This is a genomic window from Sphaerisporangium rufum (genome assembly GCF_016863395.1).
Lineage (GTDB): Bacteria > Actinomycetota > Actinomycetes > Streptosporangiales > Streptosporangiaceae > Sphaerisporangium > Sphaerisporangium rufum.
In genome coordinates this window covers 12,374-33,367 of record NZ_BOOU01000102.1, presented here as the reverse complement: position 1 = coordinate 33,367, position 20,994 = coordinate 12,374, and the positions used below count along the sequence as shown (strand labels likewise).

Genomic DNA, 20,994 nt, shown 5'->3' with positions numbered 1-20,994 from the left:
GCGACAGCCCCGCCGCCGTGCCCGACCGGGTGCGGGCCCGCGGGCTGTTCGGCGAGCTCGCCGGGCTGCCGATCGACGACCCGCGGCGTCAGCGCATCCGCGACGAGCTGGTCGAGCTGCACCTGCCCCTGGTGGAGTACCTGGCCCGGCGCTTCCGCAACCGGGGCGAGTGGCTGGACGACCTCACCCAGGTCGCCACCATCGGGCTGATCAAGTCGATCGACCGCTTCGACCTGGCCCGGGGCGTGGAGTTCTCCACCTACGCCACGCCCACCATCGTGGGCGAGATCAAGCGCCACTTCCGGGACAAGGGCTGGGCGGTCCGGGTGCCGCGCCGGCTGCAGGAGCTGAAACTCTCGCTGACCAAGGCGATCAGCGAGCTGTCCCAGCGGCAGGGCCGGGCGCCCACCGTCGCCGAGCTCGCCGAGCACCTGCAGATGAGCGAGGAAGAGGTCCTGGAGGGCCTGGAGTCGGCGAACGCCTACTCCACGGTGTCCCTGGACGCCCCGGACTCCGGGGACGACGACGCCCCCGCGGTGTCGGACTCGCTCGGCATCGTCGACGAGTCGCTGGAGGGCGTGGAGTACCGCGAGTCGCTGAAGCCGCTGCTGGAGCGGCTGCCGCCCCGCGAGAAGCGCATCCTGCTGCTGCGGTTCTTCGGCAACATGACCCAGTCGCAGATCGCCACCGAGCTCGGCATCTCCCAGATGCACGTCTCCCGGCTGCTCGCGCGGACGCTGACCCAGCTGCGCGAGGGCCTCACCGCCGAAGACTGACCTGAAGGCCGTCCCGCCCGACCGGCGGGTCACTCACCGATCATCGCCCGGGTGCTGGGCGGCGCCAGCAGCGCCACCAGCCCGGCGACCGCCAGCACCGCCAGCGGCACGCCGGCCGCGTGCTGCCCGGACTGCACCAGCGACACCGCCACCGGCAGCGCGAAGATCTGGGTGACCACGCCCGGGGCACGACTCCAGCGCGCCGCGTGCAGCACGCCCCAGGCCACCCACAGCAGCGCGGCCCCGGCGACCAGGCCGAAGGCGGCCACCCCGATGGCGGTGTTCAGGTCCGCCGGCCGGCCGGTGACCGTCTCCACCCCGACGTAGCCGCCGAGCGCCAGCGCGACGGCGCCCTCGGCCGCGAGCACGGCGGCCGCGACGATCAGGGTCACCGGACGGTTCGACATAACCGAAGACCCTACTGGACCGGGGTCGCGGCCCGGCGACCGGCGGCGACCCGCGTCCGGTGGTGCCCGCCCGTGGATACCCTGGCGGAATGCGGGCACTCCTCCTGGTCAACCCCAAGGCCACGACGACGAACCGGCGGACCAGAGAGGTGCTGATCCGCGCGCTCGGCGCCGCCGTCGAGCTGTCGGTGGAGGAGACCGGCTACCGCGGGCACGCCGCCGAGCTGGCCGGGGCCGCGCGGGTGAACGGATTCGACGTGGTGGCCGTCCTCGGCGGCGACGGCACGGTGAACGAGGCGGTGAACGGCCTGGCCGGCGCTCCGCCCGGTCCGGGCGGGAGGCACCCGGCGGGGGACGGCAAGGCTGCGCCGCGTACGGGCGGGCAGGGCACGGCCGCGGTAAGCACGGATGGCGGCGGCGCGAACGGGGACGGCGCGAACAGGGACGGCACGGGCGGGGACGGCACGGGTGGGGACGGCACGGGCGGGAGCGGGGGGGACGGGGACCGGCGGCCGGCGCTGATCGTCATCCCCGGCGGCAGCGCCAATGTGTTCGCCCGGTCGCTCGGCCTGCCGAACGACCCGGTGGAGGCGACCGGCGTGGTGCTGGAGGCCCTGCGCGAGGGGCGGCGCCGCACGATCGGCCTCGGGGTGGCGAGCTGGTCGGACGGCGGTGCCGGGGAGGCGGGCGGCGAGCGCTACTTCACCTTCTGCGCGGGCCTGGGGTACGACGCCGAGGTGGTGCGGGCGGTGGAGGGGCTGCGGGCCGCGGGTTACCGGGCCTCGCCCGCGCGGTACGTCGGCACCGCGGTGCGCCACTTCTTCATCACCGACCGGCGGCATCCGGCGCTGCGGCTGGAGCGGCCGCACCACCCGCCGGTGGACGGCATCTTCCTGGCCATCGTCTGCAACACCGCACCGTGGACGTATGTGGGGAACCGCCCGGTCCATCCGACGCCGCGGGCGGGCTTCGACACCCGGCTGGACCTGCTCGGGCTGCGCCGGATGGGCCTGCCCTGGGTGCTGGACCTGGTGCGGCAGATGATGGCCGCGCGGGAGGGGCCGCCGCGGGGCCGCCACCTGCTGCACACGCACGACGAGGCGGAGTTCACCCTGGCGGCCGGGCGTCCGGTGGCGTTCCAGCTGGACGGCGATTATTTGGGCGAGCGGGAGCGGGTGACATTCCGGTCCGTCCCTTCCGCATTACAAGTTCTGCTCTAAAACCTCACAAGCCGTCACAGTGTGATGCATATGACAGCCAAATCCGGCAAAACGTTCCGTCAAAGGTCTTGCGTGACCTGGGCATGCACTGAAAAGCTCACTACGACGTCGGAACGTAGGACGTTTGCGGAGCGCCACCACGCTCCATACATCGTCCACGGCCACCGCCACACTCCTGGACCCCCACCCGTACGGTCCGGGCGAACTTTGCTCTAGTTAGTGAAAGAGTTCACAAACATCCGTCACCCGGACGGAGCCCGCCGGCTCCACCTACGAAGGAGTGGAACGCATGGACTGGCGCCACCGCGCTGCCTGCCGTGACGTGGACCCCGAGCTGTTCTTCCCGATCGGCAACACCGGCCCCGCGCTCATGCAGATCGAAGAGGCCAAGCAGGTATGCCGCGCCTGCCCGGTCAGCGAACCGTGCCTGAAGTGGGCCCTGGAGTCCGGTCAGGACGCCGGCGTGTGGGGCGGCCTGAACGAGGACGAGCGCCGCGCTCTCAAGCGCCGCGCCGCCCGTACCCGCGCCCGCGCGAGCGTCTGACCCGCCCGGCCCGCATCCCGACGACCGCGTCACCCGGTCCCGCCCTCCCGTGGCGGCACGGGCAACCACGCCCGGCATCGCCCCAGCGCGACGGCCGGGCGTCGTCGTCCCCGGCCCGGCCGCCCGCCGGGGAGCCGATCACATCGGCGCCACCGGGATGGCCAGCGACACCTCGGTGCCGCCGCCCTGCCGCGGCCGCACCGCCAGCCGCCCGGACAGCTCGCCGACCACCAGGGTCCGGACGATCTGCAGGCCCAGGCTCGTGGACGCCTCCAGGTCGAACCCCTCGGGCAACCCCTGCCCGTCGTCGGCCACGATCACGTCCAGCCGTTCCCCGGTGCGCGAGACGATCACCTTGATGGTGCCGCTGCCGTAGGCGAAGCCGTGCTGCAGGGCGTTCTGCAGCAACTCGGTGAGCACCATGGCGACCGGGGTGGCGATCATCGCCGGCAGCATGCCGAAGCTGCCCACCCGGCGCGGCACCACGTCCACCGCCGACACCTCGCCGGTCATCGCGATCACCCGGTCGGCGATGTCGTCGAAGTCGACGATCTCCTCGGGCGTGTGGGACAGGGTCTCGTGCACGATGGCGATCGAACCGACCCGGCGCACCGCCTCCTCCAGCGCCTCCCGGCCCTCGGGCACCTGCAGCCGGCGGGCCTGCAGCCGCAGCAGCGCCGCCACCGTCTGCAGGTTGTTCTTCACCCGGTGGTGGATCTCCCGGATGGTGGCGTCCTTGGTCATCAGCTCGCGCTCGCGGCGGCGCAGCTCGGTGACGTCCCGGATCAGCACCAGGGCGCCGATCCGGCCACCGCCGACGATGAGCGGGATGGCGCGCAGCTGCACGACGTTGGCGCCCGCCTCCACCTCGGTCTCCCGGGGCTTGCGCCCGCTGGCCACCAGGATCAGGTCCTCGTTGATGGGCTCGCCGGAGTAGCACAGCGCCGCGGTGGTCTTGCCCAGGTCGGAGCCCACCAGGTCGGCGTGCAGGCCGAGCCGGCGGTAGGCCGACAGGGCGTTCGGCGAGGCGTAGGTGACCCGGCCGGCCCGGTCCAGCCGCAGCAGGCCGTCGCCCACCCGCGGCGAGCGGACCAGGATCGGGCCGTCCTCGGGGAACGGGAACCGCCCCTCGGCGACCATCTGCGCCAGGTCGGAGGCGCTTTGCAGGTAGGTCAGCTCCAGCCGGGACGGGGTGCGGGCCGAGGACAGGTTGGTGGAGCGCTGGATAACCGCCACGTAGTGGTCGTCGCGCCGCACCGGGATGGTCTCCTCGCGCACCGGCACGCCGCTGGACCAGTCCGGATCGCCCTCGCGGCAGATGCGGTGCTCGCGCCAGGCGGTGTCCAGCAGCGGCCGCTCCCCGGCCGCCACGATGGTGCCCACCACGTCGTCGTGGTAGACCGTAGGCCCGGTGGTCGGGCGCATCTGCGCGACGGCCACCCAGCCCGGCTCCTCGCGCAGCGGGATCCACAGGATCAGGTCGGCGAACGACAGGTCCGCCAGCAGCTGCCAGTCGGAGACCAGCGATTGCATCCACTCCAGATCGGCGGGATCGAGGGTGGTGTGGCGGGTCACCAGGTCGCTAAGAGTCGGCACGAGTGCATAATGCGTTGTCATCCGGCCCGGACGCGAATCGGCGCGGTCGCGGCCGGGAAGATCGGTGATATGGAGACGATGGGGACCGACCCCCTTGCCCGGCTGCGCGACGCCGCGGCCCAGCGGGAGCGCGCCGGGCTGCGCCGCGCCCTGCGCCCCCGCACCCCCGACCACGACGGCCTGATCGACCTGGCCTCCAACGACTACCTCGGCCTGTCCAGGGACGAGCGGCTGGTCGCCGCGGCCGTCCGGGCCACCCGGGAATGGGGCACCGGCTCCACCGGGTCCCGGCTGGTGTCCGGCTCCACCGGGCTGCACGCCGACCTGGAGCGGCGGCTGGCCGCCTTCACCGGGGCCGCGGCCGGGCTGTGCTTCTCCTCCGGCTACCTGGCCAACCTGGCCGCGGTCGCCACCCTCGGCGCCGGCGGGCTGGTGGTGAGCGACGAGGGCAACCACGCCTCGATCATCGACGCCTGCCGGCTGGCGCGGGCCCGGGTCGTGGTCACCCCGCACCGCGACGTCGCGGCGGTGGAGAAGGCGCTGGCCGGCCGGGACGAGGAGCACGCGCTGGTGGTCACCGACGCGGTCTTCTCGGTGGCCGGTGATCTGGCCCCGGTCGGCGAGCTGCACGCCGCGGCCGCCCGGCACCGCGCCCTGCTGGTGGTGGACGAGGCGCACTCGCTGGGCGTGACCGGCGAGGGCGGCCGGGGCGCGGTTCACGCCGCCGGGCTGGCCGCCGCGCCGGACGTGGTGCGCACGGTCACCTTCTCCAAGGCGCTGGGCTCCCAGGGCGGCGCGGTGCTGGGCGCCGCCGAGGTGATCGACGCCCTGGTGGACACCGGACGGCCGTTCATCTTCGACACCGCGCCGGCGCCCGCGCCGATGGCCGCCGCGCTCGCCGCCCTTGATATCGTTGGCCACCATCCTGACCTGCCAGGACAGGCCCGTGACACCGCGATCGCGCTCGCGCGCGCGGTCGCGGCCCGCGGCCTTGCCACCGCGGACCCGGCCGCCGCCGTCGTGCCGGTCGTGCTCGGCCCTCCGGAGGCCGCGCTCCGCGCCGCCGCGGTGTTCGCCGAACACGGGGTGCGCGCCGGGTGCTTCCGCCCGCCGTCGGTGCCCGCGGGCCGGTCTTGTCTGAGGTTGACCGCGCGGGCCAATCTGAGTTCGGATGATCTCGCGGTGATCGGACGCGCGCTCACCGCAGTGGCCGAGATGAAGGTGAACGTGTGACGGAAGATTCTCCCCGGATTCCCAAGTACTACGACGTCAAACGGAACTTGCTGGAACTCACCAAGTCTCTGCCGGCCGGGGCCGCGCTCCCGCCCGAGCGCACGCTCGCCGTGCGCTTCGAGACCTCCCGCACCACGGTGCGGCAGGCGCTCACCGAACTGGTGGTCGAGGGCCGCCTGCTGCGCATCCAGGGAAAGGGCACTTTCGTCGCCCAGCCGAAGGTCGCCCAGGTGCTCCAGCTGACCTCCTACACCGGAGACCTCCGCTCGGTCGGCCTGGAACCGGACACCAAGATCCTTGAGATCAACTACGTCACCGCCGACGAGACGCTGGCCCGGCTGCTCGGCATCAACCCGGGCGGGCGGGTGCTGCGGATCCACCGGCTCCGGCTGGCCAACGGCGAGCCGATGTCGATCGACACCACCCACCTGTCGGCCCGGCGCTTCTCCCGGCTGCGGCGCGAGCTGGAGGTGCACTCCTCGCTGTACGAGACGCTGCACAACGCCTACAACGTGGAGCTGACCGACGCCGAGGAGGTCATCGAGACGGTGCTGGCGACGCCGTACGACGCGCAGGTCCTCGGCGTGGACGTCGGGCTGCCGATGCTGCTGCTCACCCGGCACGCCTTCGACGCCGAGGGCAATCCGGTGGAGTGGGCGCAGTCGCTCTACCGCGGCGACCGGTACAAGTTCGTGACCCGGCTGCGCCGGCCGCCCGAGGGCGGCGCGGGGCCGCCGGCCACCGCGCCGCCGGTCCCGCCGGACGGCGGGGTGCGGCGGCCGGGCGGCCGCGGCTGAGGTGATCCCCGCGCTCGCCCCAGGCGGGCGAGGGCAGGGATGTCCAGCGTCAGCCTGGCCGGCCCGGGTGGCCGGCCGGGCAACGCCGGATGAGCGGCGGCGGAACGGCCGGCGAACGGCTTAGGGTGGCCCGGTGAGCGTTCTCGTGATCACCGGCACCGACACCGGAGTGGGAAAGACCGTGGTCACCGCGGCCGTGGCCGCGCTGGCCCGCGAGCGCGGCGGGCCGGTCGCGGTGGTCAAGCCCGCCCAGACCGGGGTGGCCCCCGGCGAGCCGGGCGACCTGGACGAGGTGATCCGGCTGTCCGGCGTCACCACGACGTTCGAGCCGGCCCGCTTCCCCGACCCGCTCTCCCCGGCCGCCGCCGCCCGGGCGTCCGGCCTGCCGCCCGTCTCGCTGCCGGCCGTCGCCCGCCGGGTGGGCGAGCTGGCCGAGACCCACCGGCTGGTGCTGGTGGAGGGCGCGGGCGGCCTGCTGGTGCGGTTCGACGAGGACGGCGCCACCCTGGCCGACCTGGCGCGCGCCCTGGACGCCCCGGTGCTGGTGGTCGCCCGGGCCGGTCTCGGCACGCTGAACCACACCGCGCTGACCCTGGAGGCCCTGGCCGGCCGGGGCATCGACCTGGCCGGGGTGGTGATCGGCTCGTGGCCGGATGAGCCGGGTCTGGCCGAGCGCGCCAACGTCACCGACCTGGAGACGCTGGCCGCCCGCCCGCTGGCCGGCGCGATCCCCGAGGGCGCCGGCCGGCTGGACCGGGCGGCGTTCGCCCGCACCGCCCGGGCCGGTCTGGCGTCCCCGCTGGGCGGCGGGTTCCAGGCTTCGCGCTTTAGGGAAACCTTTACCCTGTGACGCAACCGACAAGGGAGCCGCGGATGAGTACGGACATCCTGGAAGTCGCCCGGGTTCAGGTGCTCGAGGAAGGCCGCGGGCTCTCCGCCGCCCAGGCCTTGCGATGTCTGGAACTCCCCGACGAGCGGCTCGGCGAGCTGCTCGCCCTCGCCCACGAGGTCCGGATGGCCTGGTGCGGCCCGGAGGTCGAGGTCGAGGGCATCGTGTCCCTCAAGACCGGCGGCTGCCCGGAGGACTGCCACTTCTGCTCGCAGTCCGGCCAGTTCACCTCGCCGGTCCGCTCGGTCTGGCTGGACATCCCCGCGCTGGTCCAGGCGGCGGTGGAGACCGCGCGGACCGGCGCCACCGAGTTCTGCATCGTCGCCGCCGTGCGCGGCCCGGACCGGCGGCTGATGGACCAGGTGCGCGCGGGCGTGCGGGCCGTCCAGGACGCCGTCGAGATCAACGTCGCCTGCTCGCTCGGCATGCTGACCCAGGAACAGGTCGACGAGCTGGCCGAGATGGGCGTGCACCGCTACAACCACAACCTGGAGACCGCCCGCTCGCACTTCGGCAGCGTCGTCACCACCCACACCTGGGAGGAGCGGTGGCGCACCTGCGAGATGGTGCGCGCGGCCGGCATGGAGCTGTGCTGCGGCGGCATCATCGGCATGGGCGAGACCCGCGAGCAGCGGGCGGAGTTCGCCGGGCAGCTCGGCGAGCTGGCCCCCGACGAGGTGCCGCTCAACTTCCTCAACCCCCGGCCGGGCACCCCGTTCGCGTCCTACCCGCTGGTGGAGGGGCGCGAGGCGCTGAAGACCATCGCCACCTTCCGGCTGGCGCTGCCGCGCACGATCCTGCGCTACGCCGGCGGCCGCGAACTGACGCTCGGCGACCTCGGCACCCGCGAGGGCATGCTCGGCGGCGTCAACGCCATCATCGTCGGCAACTACCTGACCACCCTCGGCCGCTCGCCGGAGGAGGATCTGTCGCTGCTGGCGGATCTCAAGATGCCCATCAAGGCCCTGTCACAGGCGCTGTGAGCCTAGAGTCGCCGGTGAGCTGCGCACATGGCTCTAGCAGGATTGACCTGGGACAGGGAAGGTAAGTTCACGTCATGGAGTCTGCAAAGCACGCCGGCGACGTCGCGGTCGCCGTTTCACGATCATACGGCGCCGAGGTCATGTTCACCCTGTCCGGCGGCCACGTGTTCCCGCTCTACGACGGCGCCGTGCACGAGGGCATGCGCATCGTCGACGTGCGGCACGAGCAGAGCGCGGTGTTCGCCGCCGAGGCCACCGCCCGGCTCACCCGCCGGCCCGGCCTGGCGGTGCTCACCGCCGGGCCGGGCATCACCAACGGCGTCAGCGGGGTGGCCACCGCGCACTTCAACGGCTCCCCGGTGGTGGTCATGGGCGGGCGGGCGCCGAAGTCGCGGTGGGGCTCGGGGGCCCTGCAGGAGATGGACCACCCGCCGCTGTTCGAGTCCATCACCAAGCTCGCCTTCACCGGCGGCGGCGCCGATTCCATCGGGCAGGACGTCGAGATGGCGTTCCGCACCGCGATCGCGCCGCACCGGGGGCCGGTGTTCCTCGACTTCTACATGGACCACCTGTTCTCCCCGGCCCCCGAGCACGAGGCCGAGACCCTCACCCCCTCGCCGCTGGAGCCCGACCCCGACACGCTGGCCGGCATCGCCCGGCTGCTCGCCGGCGCCGAGCGCCCGGTGCTGGTCCTCGGCTCGGACGTGTGGATGGACCGCGCCGAGGACGCGGCCCGCGACTTCGCCGAGTCGCTGGGCCTGCCGGTGGTGCCCAACGGGCAGGGCCGCGGCATCCTGCCCGCCGGGCACCGGCTGCTGGCCACCCGGGCCCGCGGCATGGCGTTCACCCAGGCCGACCTGGTCATCGTGGCCGGCACCCCGCTGGACTTCCGGCTGGCCTACGGCATGTTCGGCGGCCGGGACGGCGCGCCGCAGGCCAAGGTCGTCCACCTGGCCGACGCGCCGTCCCAGCTGGCCACGCACGTGGAGACCGCCGCCGCGGCCGCAGGCGACCTGTCGGTGCTGTTCTGGGGGCTGAGCGCGGCCTGCATCGAGGCCGGCGTGACCCCGCGGTCCTTCGAGTCCTGGACCGACCGGCTGGCCGAGGCGTCGGCCGCCGCCGTCGCCGGCGACGCCGAGCTGCTCGCCTCCGACGCCGACCCGATCCACCCGATGCGCATCTACGGCGAGCTCAACCGGGTGCTGGCCGACGACGCGGTCGTGATCGGCGACGGCGGCGACTTCGTTTCCTACGCCGGCAAGTACATCGAGCAGCGCCGGTCGGGGTGCTGGCTCGACCCCGGCCCGTACGGCTGCCTGGGCACCGGCCTGGGCTACGCGATCGCGGCCCGCATCGCCCGGCCGTCCTCCCAGGTGGTGCTGCTGCTCGGCGACGGCGCGGCCGGCTTCTCGCTGATGGACGTGGACACCATGGTGCGGCACAGGCTGCCGGTCGTGATGGTGTGCGGCAACAACGGCATCTGGGGCCTGGAGAAGCACCCGATGCAGATGCTGTACGGCTACGACGTGGCGGCCGAGCTGCAGCCGCAGTGCCGCTACGACCAGGTGGTGACCGCGCTCGGCGGCGGCGGCGAGCTGGTCACCTCGCCCAAGGAGATCGGCCCGGCGCTGCGCCGCGCGTTCGACTCCGGCGTGCCGTACATGGTGAACATCGCCACCGACCCGCAGGTCGCCTACCCGCGGGCCACCTCCGGCATCTGACCCGGCCCGTCCGCGCCCGGCGTGCCGGGCGCGGACGGCGGTCCGGTGGCGTCAGGAGGCGGTCGGCCGCGGTGTAGGCGTCGGTGACGGCGTCGGATCGCCGCCGGGCTCGTCGCCGCAGGGGATGCCCTGTTCGACGACGATCGTCACGTGCTGGTTCACCGGCCACGAGGCCCCGGCGCCGGGCGTCTGGTCCAGCACCCGGGTGCAGCCCTCCCGGCTCGGCTCGCCGCTGACCTCCACCCGCGCCTTGAAGCCGGCCGCCCGCAGGCGCTCCACCGCGTTCTGCTGGGTCCGGTTGATCACGTGCGGGACGACCTTCTTGGCGGTCTGCTGCTTGGACACCGTCGGGCTCGGCGACGCCCGGCCGGGCGACGACGGGCTCGGCGATGGGTCGGGGGTCGGCTCCTCGCTCTCCTGGGCCGCCTGCCGGGTCTCGTCCACCGTCGGCCGCGTCACCGGGGTGTTCGGCCGGGACACGCCCGGGCGGTGGCCGCGCCGGCTCGGCGTGGCGCTGGCCCCCGGAGTGGGCGATTCGGTGATGGCCGACCCGGCGACATCGGTGGACACCGGTGCCGAGATCCGGTTGTACGCCAGCGCGCCGCCACCGCCGAGCAGCGCGCCGCCCAGCACCACCGTGGTGATCAGCATCGCCCGGCTGCGCTCGCCGGCGCCGCCCCGGCGGCGGCCGCGGCCGCCCCGGCCGTTCTGACCACCCCGGCCGTTCTGACCGCCGCGGCCGGTCGGACCGCCACCGGCCGGCGCCGCCGGTCCCCGGCCGCCCGCGGGCTCGGTGACCGGAGCGGGGACCTGGGCGCCGGTCGCCGGCGCCGCGCCGGTGCGCAGGATGTACGGCGCCTGGGTGGCCGCGGTGACCTCGCCCTCCGCCCGCGCCGGACGGCCCTGGTAGGCCAGGTGCGCCCCGGTGCCCGGCGGCTCGGCGTGCCGCGCGGCCGGTCGCCCGGCGCCGGCCGGCGCCGGAGCGCCGAGCGGCCCGCCCGCCGGACCGTGCATCGCCTGCCGCGCCGCCCTGCTCATCTCCAGCGCGGTCGGCCAGCGGCGGGCCGGATCCTTGGCCAGGGCCCGCTCCACCACCTGACGCACCGAGGCCGGCACGTCGGACGGCAACGGCGGCGGCTCCTCGCGGATGTGCTTCAGCGCGATGGTGACCGGGGTGTCCCCGTCGAACGGCCGGTACCCGGCCAGGCACTCGTAGGCGACCACGCCGAGCGCGTAGATGTCGACCGCCGGGGTCACCGGCTGCCCCTCGGCCTGCTCGGGCGCGCAGTAGGCCGCGGTGCCGAGCACCATGCCCGCGTCGGTCAGCCGGTGCCCGGCGTCCGCCCGGGCGATGCCGAAGTCGGTGAGCACCAGCGTGCCGTCCGAGTGGACGAGCAGGTTGCCGGGCTTGACGTCCCGGTGCACGATCCCGCTGTCATGCACGGCCTGCAGCGCGGAAGCGGCCTGCGCGATGAGCTCCATCGCCGGCTCGGGCGCGACGCGGGTCAGCCGGGACAGCAGCCGGTCCAGCGGCTCGCCGTCCACGAAGCGCATGACGAGGTAGGCGGTCGGCCCGTCGCCGGGCACGTCGCTCACCCCGTAGTCGTACACGTCGACCACACCGGCATGGCTGATCGTCGCCATCGCCCGGGCCTCGCCCTGGAAGCGCGCGGCGAAGCCGGGATCGTCCATCCTGCCGGGTAAAAGCACTTTCACGGCGACGGTGCGGGCCAGGACGGTGTCCTCGCCCCGCCAGACCTCGCCCATGCCGCCAGCGCCGATGCGGACGTCCAGCCGGTACCGTCCCGCCAGCGTGGTTCCTTGGGCCGCCATCTCTCCCCCGCTTACCCTGATCCGTCCAGGCCGACATCACCCCAGGTTCAACCAACCGGATCTGCGTCGCGGCCAGGTCACGCCGGCATCACAAAACCCTGTGGTCACACGGGCACCGCGCGGCCGGTCAGCGGGCCGTCACGCCGTGCTCGGCGCAGCGGGCCCGCCATCCACGCGGCGTCACCTGCACCACCAGCCGGCGACGGCACGCCGGACAGTAGCGGGGTGGTTCCATGAGCCGAGCGGTGCGACACGCGGTGTGATCGGTCGCCTCGTCGAGACCGCCGCAGTGATCGCAGTAGTGGCTCACGCGAGAAAGCGTATTCCATCGTCCCCCATCAAGGCCGCCAACCGGCGAACCCCGGACAAGACCGTGTCAAAATGACCGGTCGCCCGCACTCTCCGACTCCGCCCGCCACCGGACGTGCAGGTGGCCGTCCAGCGGGAACGGCGGGGAGGCGGGCACCACCTCCACCAGCGGAAAGCCGCACTTGCCCGCCACCCGGCAGGACGCCGGATTGTCCACCTGGTGCCGCAGATCCAGCCGGCGCAGGCCGAGGCCGCCGAACGCCCACCGGCACAGCGCGTCCAGCGCGCGCGGCGCGACACCGCGCCCGCGGGCCTCGGCCGCCGTCCAGTAGCCGACCTCGGCCGACCCGCCGCCCGGATCCACGTTCTTCAGCACGACGTTGGCCACCAGCCGGTCCCCCTCCCAGGTGGCGAAGCTCCGCCGGTGCCCGCCGGCCCACCCCTCGTGCTGCGCCGCGATCCACCGCCGCGCCTCCGCCTCGCCGGTGACCGGCACCCGGGTGAACCGGCGCAGCACCGGATCACGGTAGACCTCGATCAGCGCGGCGACGTCGGCCCCCGTCCACGGTCGCAGCACCAGGGCCGGCGCATCCGGCCCCGCCTCGGTCCGCAGCGTCACCGTCATCCCGTCTCCTTCGGCAGTGGATCGCACGGTCCGGCAGCCTATGCTGTGCGCCATGACGATCGCTGCGGGGCTGCGGGCCGAGATGCTGGTCTTGGTCGAGCGAGAGGACACCGCGGCCCGGGTGGGCAGCGGCGACGTGCCGGTGCTGGCCACCCCGCGGCTGCTGGCCATCGCCGAGGCGGCCACCGTGCGGGCCCTGTCCGGCCACCTGGCGCCGGATCAGACCTCGGTGGGCACCAAGGTGACCCTCTCGCATCTGGCGGCCAGCCCGGTGGGCTCGCACGTGGCGGTGGTCGCCGAGCTGACCGAGGTGGACGGCCGCCGGCTGGTGTTCGAGGTCACCGCCCGCGAGCTGCGGCGCACCGTCGCCACCGCCACCATCGAACGCGTCGTGGTGGATCGCGAGCGGTTCCTCGCCGCCCTCATCTGACCCCACCGGCCGGGCGATCAGTCGATGACGGCGATCAGGTCGCCCTCCTGGATGACGTCGCCCTCGGCCACCTTGACGGCGGTCACCACTCCGGGATCCTCGGCGATCACCGGGATCTCCATCTTCATCGACTCCAGGATCACCAGCGTGTCGCCCTCGGCGACGTCGTCCCCCTCGGCCACGACGATCTTCCAGACGTTCGCCACCATCTCAGCGCGTACTTCGGCCACCGGCACTCCTTCGTTGGTCCGTTCTTCCGGACAGTGTGCTCCTGCTCGTCTCATCGTCAGTACCCGCGCCCGCGCCCGGCCAGGCCGGTGCCCGGTTCAGCGGCGGGCCGGGGACGGGGCGCGCTCGATGACCAGGGTCAGCGCGCCGAGCACCGCCGGGTCGTACTCCTGACCGGCACCGCGCCGCAGGCGGTCCAGCGCGGCGGCCGCGCGGTCGCGGTCGCTGGACCCGCCGACCAGGTCGTCGTAGGCGTTGGCCGCCTTGATGATGCGTGCGGCCAGCGGTGGTGTCTCCGGTCCGGCGTAGGCGTCGGTCTGGCGGCGGACGATGTCGGCGACCCGGTCCAGCACCCCGGTCTTGCTGATGATCTCGGCGCCCAGCTCCGCGATGCGCCGCGCCTGCTCGGGCTCGGTGAGCACGGTGGCACCGCCCGGGATCGGGTCGCGCAGCGACAGCTGGCCGATGTCGTGCATGAGCGCGGCATACTCCAGCTCCAGCAGCTCGGGCTCGGCCATGCCCAGCTCGCGGCCGGTGGCCAGCGACAGGCGGCTGACCCGGCGGGAGTGGCCGGACTCGACGTACCCGCCCACCTCGGTCACCCGGGCGAGCGCGCGGACGGTCTGCAGGTAGGTGGCCCGGATGCCGGCGTACTTGCGGAACGCCACCTGGGTGACCAGCAGCGGCGCGGCGAACACCGCCAGCGCCGCCAGGCTCATGCTGTGCGAGGCCAGCGCGAGCAGGATGCCGGAGGCGGCGACCGAGGCGCCGAGCGGCGCCGCCATCCGCAGCTCGTCGCGGACGGCCACCCGGAAGGCGGTGCGGACCTGCTCGGCGCGCAGCGCGGCCGCCATGACCACGTCGACGGCCAGCATGGCGGTGACCAGCACCGCCATCACGCCGAGCGCCGCCCACCAGGCGCCGGTGCCGCCGCCGGTGCCGGCGAACAGCGCGGGGGCGAGCGGCCGGTAGGCGAACGCCAGCAGCGCGCCGGCGACCAGCCGGCGGGCGATGGCGTCCAGCCGCGGCGGCCGGCCGACCGCCAGGTGCGGCAGCGCGCCCACCGTCATGCCGGCCGCCATCACCGCGACCACCTGGGTCGCCGGGTGGACGGCCGGGGTGCCGCCCACGTCGAGCAGCAGCGTGTAGCCGAGCGCCGCGGCCGAGCCGATCGGCGCGACCTCGCGGTTGCCGGGCATGGTGAGCCTGGCCAGCTCGCCCGCCGCGACCAGCGCGCCGAAGGCGACCGCGGCCTGCGCGTCGGCCAGGCCGGCCGCCGCGGTGCAGGCGGCGCCGGCGACGGCCAGCACGCCGGCCGCGCCGACGAGCAGCAGCCGGCCGGAGCGCCGCCCGGCCGGTGGCGGGCGCCGGGTGGCCTGGGTCACCGCTCGGCCACCACTTCGATGGGGGTGGTCGGGTCGTCGTGGTCCTTGGCCATGGTCTCCACCATCTCGTCCGCGGGCGGGGCCGGCACCTTGCCGGGGTGCCAGCCGTGCCGGCCGACGGCCCGGACGAAGGCGGTGACCATGACCGGGTCGAACTGGCTGCCGGAGTTCTTGCGCAGCTCGGCGACCGCCTCCTCGATGGACTTGGCCTTGCGGTAGGAGCGGTCGGAGGTCATCGAGTCGAAGGCGTCGGCCACCGCGATGATGCGGGCGAACTCCGGGATCTCCGCGCCGGCCAGCCCCATGGGGTAGCCCCGGCCGTCCTGCCGCTCGTGGTGGTGCATGATGCCGGCGAACGCCTCGTCCAGGAAGTCGATGCCCCGGACGATCTCCAGCCCGCGCATGGGGTGCAGCTGGATGGCCGCGTACTCCTCCTCGGTCAGGCGGCCCTCCTTCTGCAGCACCTTGGTGGGCACGCCGAGCTTGCCGACATCGTGCAGCATGCCGGCGTAGCCGATGGCCCGCATCCGCTCGGGGCCCATCCCGATCTCCTGGGCGATCATGGTGGACGCGCTGGACACCCGGGTGCAGTGGCCGCGGGTGTAGTAGTCCTTGGTCTCCACCGCCTGGCACAGCGCCGCGATGGTGGCGTCGTAGGAGCGCTGCTGGGCGAGGTACTGCCCGAAGGCCCAGCGCGCGATGAACAGCGGCAGCAGCACCAGCACCGCGGAGATCGACTGCACGGTGGCCCAGAGCCCGGCGATGAGCAGGCCGAAGGTGGCGTAGCCGAGATAGGAGACGAAGAACTGGACCAGGCCGCGCAGCGGGACCTGCTCGGCCCGCAGCCGGCCGGCCAGCCACAGCATCAGCGCGAACAGCACGAGGTTCAGCGGGACGAACACCGCTGCCGCCCCCATGAAGGGGCCGAGGAGATCGGTGAACCGGCCGACGTCGGGCACCGACTGCCGGCCGCCGAGCCGGTGGAACACCCACCCCGCGACGTATCCGCAGATGGCGAACTGCGCGCCGTTGAACAGCCGCTTGTGCGGCGGCAGGCCCGGCCGCACGCTCAGCACCGCGGTCGCGCCGACCAGCGCCGCGCCCACGTCACCGACCAGCACCACCGCGGCGAGCGCCGCGGAGAAGCTGACCGACATCGCCGCCTGCTCCACGTTGAGCAGGGTGGGCACCGACTCGCAGACCAGGAACAGCAGGGCCAGGACGAGCAGTGTCGCCCAGTCGTGCGCGCCGACCCGGTCGGGCATCGCGAGCCCGCGGGCGATCAGGATCGCGGCCGCTCCGACGACCGCGACCAGGTAGATCTTCGCCGGCCACGGTAGATCACGCACTGCCGCCGCCTCCGGCCGTCACCCCGCGCGCTCAGGTCCAGGAGATGCCGGAGGGCACCGGAACCGCGCCCGCCACCACGACCACCATCGCCAGCGCGGCGAGACCCCACCCGAACCGGCCTGCCACCATGGCCGCCACCAGGCGGGTGGCCATTGCCTTCACCATGTGCCGCCTCCCCATTGAGTCCGGCTTCAGGCTACAGAAAGCGAGGTGACGCGCACGGCAAGTCGAAGAATCGCATCCAAAGCGTAATCAAACCACTACCACCCGCTAACGCGCGCGTGCCCACTCCACCGTGAGCTTGAGCCCGGTGGCCAGGTCCGTGCGGGGGCGCCAGCCGAGACCGTCCAGGGCCGGCGCCGGATCCACCGCCATGGCGGGCAGGTCACCGGGGCGGGTGGCGGCGAACCGCGGCTCGTCGGGCGCGCCGGCCGCCGCGGCCACCAGGGAGTGCAGCTCGCGGTCGGTGGTCTGCCGGCCGGTGCCGAGGTTGAACCGGCGGCCGTCGCCGCCGGTGCCGCAGGCGCGGGCGAAGCCGTCCACCACGTCGTCCACGAAGACGTAGTCGCGGGTCTGCGAGCCGTCGCCGTACACCACGGTGGGCTCGCCGCGCAGCAACGCGTCCGTGAAGATCGACACCACCCCGGCCTCACCGTCCGGCGACTGGCGCGGCCCGTACACGTTGGAGAGCACCAGGGTCGTGTACGACAGGCCGTGCAGCGCGCGGAAGGCCGACAGGTAGGTCTCGCCGGTGAGCTTGGACGCCGCGTACGGCGAGCGGGGGTCGGTCGCCGCGCCGTCCGGCACCGGGATGGCGGCGGGGCGGCCGTACACCGCCACCGAGGAGGCGAACACCACCTTGCGGGCACCGGCCCGGCGGGCGGCCTCCAGCACGTTGACGGTACCCTCGACGTTGATCCGGGCGTCGGCCACCGGGTCGGCGACGCTGGCGCGCACGCTGATCTGCGCGGCCAGGTGGCACACCACCTCGGGCCGGAAGGCGGCCGTCACGCCGGCCAGCGCCGGGGCACGCACGTCCATCTCGTGCAGCTCGAAGCCCGGGGCGCGCCCGGCCCCGGCCAGGTTGCGCCGGTCGCCGGACGACAGGTCGTCCACCACGGCCACCTGGTGGCCGTCGGCGAGCAGCCGGTCGACGAGGGTGGAGCCGATGAACCCGGCGCCGCCGGTCACGAGTAGCCGCATCCCCGCATTCTACGGGCCGGCGACCAGCCCGCCGGCCCGCGCCGGAGCGCCGGTGAGGGCCGCGCCGGGGCGCCGGTCAGGGCTCGCGCCGGAGCGCCGGCCAGTCGGCCATCTCGGCGCGGACGGCCTCGATGCGGCGCAGCACCTTGGCGCGCAGGTCGTCGGGGACCGCGTCACAGCCGCAGTGCTTGGCGATCAGCTGCTTGACGGCCTGCTCCAGGCCGTACTCCTGCAGGCAGGGGCTACACTCGTCGAGGTGCTTGCTGATGTCGGTGCGGCCGTGCTCGTCCAGCTCGCCGTCGAGGAAGGTGTAGACCCTCGCCAGCACCTCGCTACAGTCGGTGTCGTGCGGGTCGCCACAGCTCATGCCCGGCACCCCGCATTCGCACCCGGGCCGCCCCGGGCCGCCCCGCCGATGCCTCCGCGCTCCCTCACGACGGCTCCTCCGATCGCACAAGCCCGCGTTCGCGTGCGTAGTCCTCCAGTTGCGCCCGGAGCTGGCGCCGGCCGCGGTGCAGGCGGGACATGACGGTCCCGATGGGAGTGCCCATGATCTCGGCGATCTCCTTGTACGGGAACCCCTCGACGTCGGCCAGGTAGACCGCCATCCGGAAGTCCTCCGGCAGCGCGGCCAGCGCATCCTTGACGTCGCTGTCGGGCAGGTGCTCCAGCGCCTCGACCTCGGCGGACTTCAGGCCGGCGGAGGTGTGCGACTCCGCACGCGCCAGCTGCCAGTCCTCGATCTCCTCGGTGCCGGACTGCCGCGGCTCCCGCTGCTTCTTGCGGTAGCTGTTGATGAAGGTGTTGGTGAGGATGCGGTAGAGCCAGGCCTTGAGGTTCGTGCCCTCCTGGAACTGGTGGAAGGAACCGAAGGCCTTGGCGAAGGTGTCCTGGAGCAGGTCCTCCGCGTCCGCGGGGTTCCTGGTCATCCGGAGCGCGGCGGAGTAGAGCTGGTCGAGGTACGGCATGGCGTCACGCTCGAACCGCTCGCCGCGCTGCTCCAGAGTCTCCTCGGCAGTCCTTGAGACCGGACCCACCTCCTTGAACGAGTGGTACCCGACTGAGAATACCGGCTCGTCCGGGACCGTCCTCGCCCCCCTCTCGGCCAGCAGCATGGGGTGCAACCTCCTCGCGTGTTTACGCCCGTCTGCAACACGCGAGGCATAGCATCTGTTCCCGGTAAGTAGAAGGTGACGAACGACCCGGTACGGGGAAAAAGATACGTACCGGCTGGCGATTCCCCGGAGCCCCGACCGCCCAGGAGCCACACTTGCTGCCCATCCCAGCCAGCGAACTGAACGGCTCAAGCGCCCTCGGGCCGTACTGGACCTTCTACCACGCGGTCGTCGCCGAGCAGTTGCGGCGGTGGCTCCCGGCGCGACCCTGCCTGCTGCTGGACCTGTCGGGCGGCCGGGGCCGCTGGCCGGTCCAGGCGGCGGGCGCCGGGCACCACGTGATCGAGATGGTGGACTTCCGGCGGCCGGGTCCGGGCGGGCCGTACGACGCCTCGGCCAACATCCGCCGGGTGCGCGCCGACGACCTGGACTTCCTGCCGGACGCCTCGGTGGACGCGGTGGTCGCCGAGGAGCGGGCCCTGTCGCTGGAGCTGATGGCCGAGTCCACCATGGAAGAGATCGTGCGGGTGCTCAAGCCGGGCGGGCGGCTGCTGGCCTGCGTCGACTCGCTGGTGCTCGGCATGGCGATCATGGCGGAGCAGAACTACTGGGAGCACCTGTGCCAGACCGGCACCGGCGAGGTGATGCTGGTGCCGTGGCCGGACGGCAGTATCACCAGGTGTTTCAGCAGCGTCCAGCTCCGCGAGCTGCTGGCCGACGCCGGGCTGGAGGTCGAGTGGGTGCGCCCGCGCACGGTGCTGTCGCCCTCGACGGTGGACCACGTGCTGGCCGCCGACACCCGGGCGCTCGGCTGGCTGGTGCGCACCGAACTGGACGCGCACCCCGACGACGACGACACGGTCGGCATCCACCTGGTGGCCAGCGCCCGCCGCCCCGGCTGACGGCCGGGCGCGCGGCGCGGGCGGTACAGGCGGCAGGTCAGCGGCGGCGTTCCCGGCGCGACTGGCACTGCACGCAGCGGGAGGCCTCCGGCCGGGCGGCCAGCCGCCCCTCGGGGACCGGCGCCCCGCAGTCGACGCACCTGCCGTAGACCCCGGCCTCCAGCCGGCCGAGGGCCGCCACCACCGCGGTGCGCTGCCGGTCGGCCGCCTCGATCATGGCCTGGGCGCGGTCGGCCTCGGTGAGCACCGAGCCGGCGTCGGCGGCCGACCGGTCGCCGACGGATACGGGATCACCACGCAGGACCCTGATCGACCGGTCCAGCTCGGCCAGCATGTGCTCCAGTCGTGCCCGAGCGTTCGCGTCGTCCACGAATCCGAACCTCCGGGAAGGGAATTGGATCGGCTCGGGCGGGAACCCCCGGAAACTCCCGCCCGGCCCCGAGAAGCCTGGTCGCGGTGACTCGGATCAGGAGACATCGCTTTCCAGATCGAATGCCCGTTCCGGCGGGTTCTTACACCGCGATGACTCCGGGTTTTACCGATCCCGGCGCCCTTTTCCGTTCGCGCCGGCCGGAACCGGCACCCGGGAGGTTCTAGAACAGCACCTCCTCGGCGCCTTCCGGCTCGATCAGCCGCGGCCCGTTGTTGCGGACGCTGTTGACGTCGGTCGAGACGAGGCGGCCGGCCAGCCCGCGGGGCGGTCCCGCGGCCAGCAGGGCGTGCAGCTCGTCCTTGTCCTTGATCCGGGGATCCAGCCACTCGTCCCAGCGGTCGCGGCCGATGAGCACCGGCATCCGGTCGTGGATGTGCCCGAGCCCGTCCTCGGCGGTGGTGGTTATCACCGTGCAGGTGACGAGCCACTTCAGCGGGTCGTCCTCCGCCCGGCCGGGATCCTTCCAGAATTCGTACAGCCCGGCCATGGCCATGACGTCGCCATTGGCCGGGTGCAGATAATACGGCTGCTTATTCTTTTTGTCGGTCTTGTACCATTCGTAGTAACCGTCCGCCGGCAGCAGGCAGCGGCGCTGCGCGAACGCCCGGCGGAAGGACGGCTTCTCCGCCACCGTCTCCACCCGGGCGTTGATCATGCGGGAGCCGACCGAGGGGTCCTTGGCCCAGCTCGGCACCAGCCCCCACTTCAGCACCCGCAACTGCCGGACCGGCTCGGCCGCCCGCTCGCCGCCCTCGCCCGCCGCCGGCTCGGCCGGGCGGGTGAGCACGGCGTACACCTTCTTGGTGGGCGCGACGTTGTAGTCGGCCGCCAACTCCTCACCGGTGCCGTCCAGCTGTACCGTGAACTCCTCCAGCAACTCCTGGCGCTTGCGCGCCGACACGTATCTCCCGCACATGCCCTCCAGCCTGCCGCACCGGCGCCGCCGGCGGGAGGCCGGGCGGCGGAAAGCCCGGCCCAGGCGCCGCCGCCGCGCCTGCCGGTCGCGAGGGCTCCC

Annotated in this window: 24 protein-coding genes; 10 read left to right on the top strand and 14 right to left on the bottom strand. The window is 73.6% G+C overall.

The annotated features are described in order from the left end of the window. Positions 1–17 precede the first annotated feature (17 nt). Positions 18–776 (top strand): RNA polymerase sigma factor SigF, encoded by a 759-nt coding sequence (locus Sru01_RS32935; RefSeq protein ID WP_203994142.1) that lies wholly within the window; start codon positions 18–20, stop codon positions 774–776. Positions 777–805: 29 nt separating this feature from the next. Here Sru01_RS32935 and Sru01_RS32930 read toward each other — a convergent pair whose 3' ends face one another. Beyond that, the gene (locus Sru01_RS32930) at positions 806–1,183 is read right to left on the bottom strand and encodes a hypothetical protein (protein WP_203994111.1); all 378 of its coding nucleotides are present in this window, start codon (positions 1,181–1,183) and stop codon (positions 806–808) included. Positions 1,184–1,272: 89 nt separating this feature from the next. Between Sru01_RS32930 and Sru01_RS32920 the strand changes: the two genes are divergently transcribed. Together Sru01_RS32920 and Sru01_RS32915 are read left to right on the top strand one after the other, a co-directional pair. Then, complete coding sequence (locus Sru01_RS32920) at positions 1,273–2,403, top strand: diacylglycerol/lipid kinase family protein (protein ID WP_239137964.1); 1,131 nt, start codon at positions 1,273–1,275, stop codon at positions 2,401–2,403. 289 nt (positions 2,404–2,692) lie between these two features. Beyond that, positions 2,693–2,947: a WhiB family transcriptional regulator gene (locus Sru01_RS32915; protein ID WP_203994108.1), complete on the top strand. Its 255-nt coding sequence runs from the start codon at positions 2,693–2,695 to the stop codon at positions 2,945–2,947. A 138-nt stretch (positions 2,948–3,085) separates the two neighbouring features. On the opposite strand, the gene Sru01_RS32910 is transcribed toward Sru01_RS32915, so the two are convergent. Beyond that, positions 3,086–4,543, bottom strand: a complete 1,458-nt coding sequence (locus Sru01_RS32910) for a PAS domain-containing sensor histidine kinase (protein ID WP_203994105.1) — start codon at positions 4,541–4,543, stop codon at positions 3,086–3,088. Positions 4,544–4,612: 69 nt separating this feature from the next. On the opposite strand from Sru01_RS32910, the gene Sru01_RS32905 reads away from it, so the two are divergent. From Sru01_RS32905 to Sru01_RS32885, 5 genes are all read left to right on the top strand, one after another. Beyond that, positions 4,613–5,776 (top strand): 8-amino-7-oxononanoate synthase, encoded by a 1,164-nt coding sequence (locus Sru01_RS32905; protein WP_239137962.1) that lies wholly within the window; start codon positions 4,613–4,615, stop codon positions 5,774–5,776. Then, a complete protein-coding gene (locus Sru01_RS32900) occupies positions 5,773–6,573 on the top strand; it encodes a GntR family transcriptional regulator (protein ID WP_239137960.1) in 801 nt (266 codons plus the stop codon). Before Sru01_RS32905 ends, Sru01_RS32900 begins: the two co-directional genes overlap by 4 nt. A 133-nt stretch (positions 6,574–6,706) precedes the next feature. Next, positions 6,707–7,423, top strand: a complete 717-nt coding sequence (bioD, locus tag Sru01_RS32895; RefSeq protein ID WP_203994102.1) for a dethiobiotin synthase — start codon at positions 6,707–6,709, stop codon at positions 7,421–7,423. 23 nt (positions 7,424–7,446) lie between these two features. Next, complete coding sequence (bioB, locus tag Sru01_RS32890; protein WP_203994099.1) at positions 7,447–8,445, top strand: biotin synthase BioB; 999 nt, start codon at positions 7,447–7,449, stop codon at positions 8,443–8,445. A 74-nt stretch (positions 8,446–8,519) separates the two neighbouring features. Further along, positions 8,520–10,166, top strand: a complete 1,647-nt coding sequence (locus Sru01_RS32885) for an acetolactate synthase (RefSeq protein ID WP_203994096.1) — start codon at positions 8,520–8,522, stop codon at positions 10,164–10,166. Positions 10,167–10,217: 51 nt separating this feature from the next. Here the strand turns inward: Sru01_RS32885 and Sru01_RS32880 are convergent, their stop codons facing one another. The 3 genes from Sru01_RS32880 to Sru01_RS32875 form a co-directional block, all read right to left on the bottom strand. Beyond that, positions 10,218–11,999 carry a serine/threonine protein kinase gene (locus Sru01_RS32880; RefSeq protein WP_203994092.1) on the bottom strand — a complete coding sequence of 594 codons (1,782 nt, stop codon included), beginning with the start codon at positions 11,997–11,999 and terminating at the stop codon, positions 10,218–10,220. Positions 12,000–12,126: 127 nt separating this feature from the next. Beyond that, positions 12,127–12,309 carry a biotin synthase auxiliary protein BsaP gene (gene bsaP / locus Sru01_RS36685; RefSeq protein ID WP_445009387.1) on the bottom strand — a complete coding sequence of 61 codons (183 nt, stop codon included), beginning with the start codon at positions 12,307–12,309 and terminating at the stop codon, positions 12,127–12,129. Positions 12,310–12,375: 66 nt separating this feature from the next. Next, positions 12,376–12,933, bottom strand: coding sequence for a GNAT family N-acetyltransferase (locus Sru01_RS32875; protein WP_203994089.1), 558 nt, complete (start codon positions 12,931–12,933; stop codon positions 12,376–12,378). Between the two features lie 52 nt (positions 12,934–12,985). On the opposite strand from Sru01_RS32875, the gene Sru01_RS32870 reads away from it, so the two are divergent. After that, entirely contained in the window at positions 12,986–13,363 is a 378-nt protein-coding gene (locus Sru01_RS32870; protein ID WP_239137958.1) for a thioesterase family protein, read from the top strand. Positions 13,364–13,380: 17 nt separating this feature from the next. Here Sru01_RS32870 and Sru01_RS32865 read toward each other — a convergent pair whose 3' ends face one another. From Sru01_RS32865 to Sru01_RS32840, 7 genes are all read right to left on the bottom strand, one after another. Continuing rightward, the gene (locus Sru01_RS32865; RefSeq protein ID WP_203994086.1) at positions 13,381–13,593 is read right to left on the bottom strand and encodes a biotin/lipoyl-binding carrier protein; all 213 of its coding nucleotides are present in this window, start codon (positions 13,591–13,593) and stop codon (positions 13,381–13,383) included. A 96-nt stretch (positions 13,594–13,689) separates the two neighbouring features. Continuing rightward, on the bottom strand, positions 13,690–14,976 hold the full coding sequence (locus Sru01_RS32860) for an HD-GYP domain-containing protein (RefSeq protein ID WP_239137956.1): 1,287 nt from the start codon (positions 14,974–14,976) through the stop codon (positions 13,690–13,692). Further along, positions 14,973–16,325, bottom strand: coding sequence for an HD-GYP domain-containing protein (locus Sru01_RS32855; protein WP_239137955.1), 1,353 nt, complete (start codon positions 16,323–16,325; stop codon positions 14,973–14,975). Before Sru01_RS32855 ends, Sru01_RS32860 begins: the two co-directional genes overlap by 4 nt. Before the next feature lie 31 nt (positions 16,326–16,356). Further along, positions 16,357–16,491: a hypothetical protein gene (locus Sru01_RS36410; protein WP_275412234.1), complete on the bottom strand. Its 135-nt coding sequence runs from the start codon at positions 16,489–16,491 to the stop codon at positions 16,357–16,359. A gap of 105 nt (positions 16,492–16,596) precedes the next feature. Further along, positions 16,597–17,529, bottom strand: coding sequence for an NAD-dependent epimerase/dehydratase family protein (locus Sru01_RS32850; protein WP_203994083.1), 933 nt, complete (start codon positions 17,527–17,529; stop codon positions 16,597–16,599). Between the two features lie 76 nt (positions 17,530–17,605). Further along, entirely contained in the window at positions 17,606–17,896 is a 291-nt protein-coding gene (rsrA, locus tag Sru01_RS32845) for a mycothiol system anti-sigma-R factor (RefSeq protein WP_203994080.1), read from the bottom strand. Between the two features lie 64 nt (positions 17,897–17,960). Beyond that, the gene (locus Sru01_RS32840; protein ID WP_203994077.1) at positions 17,961–18,566 is read right to left on the bottom strand and encodes a sigma-70 family RNA polymerase sigma factor; all 606 of its coding nucleotides are present in this window, start codon (positions 18,564–18,566) and stop codon (positions 17,961–17,963) included. Positions 18,567–18,799: 233 nt separating this feature from the next. Here Sru01_RS32840 and Sru01_RS32835 point away from each other — a divergent pair, with 233 nt between their 5' ends. After that, positions 18,800–19,546 carry a class I SAM-dependent methyltransferase gene (locus Sru01_RS32835; protein ID WP_203994074.1) on the top strand — a complete coding sequence of 249 codons (747 nt, stop codon included), beginning with the start codon at positions 18,800–18,802 and terminating at the stop codon, positions 19,544–19,546. A 37-nt stretch (positions 19,547–19,583) separates the two neighbouring features. Here the strand turns inward: Sru01_RS32835 and Sru01_RS32830 are convergent, their stop codons facing one another. Beyond that, a complete protein-coding gene (locus tag Sru01_RS32830; protein ID WP_203994071.1) occupies positions 19,584–19,916 on the bottom strand; it encodes a TraR/DksA family transcriptional regulator in 333 nt (110 codons plus the stop codon). 223 nt (positions 19,917–20,139) lie between these two features. Beyond that, complete coding sequence (locus Sru01_RS32825) at positions 20,140–20,895, bottom strand: SOS response-associated peptidase (protein WP_203994069.1); 756 nt, start codon at positions 20,893–20,895, stop codon at positions 20,140–20,142. Positions 20,896–20,994: the final 99 nt, after the last annotated feature.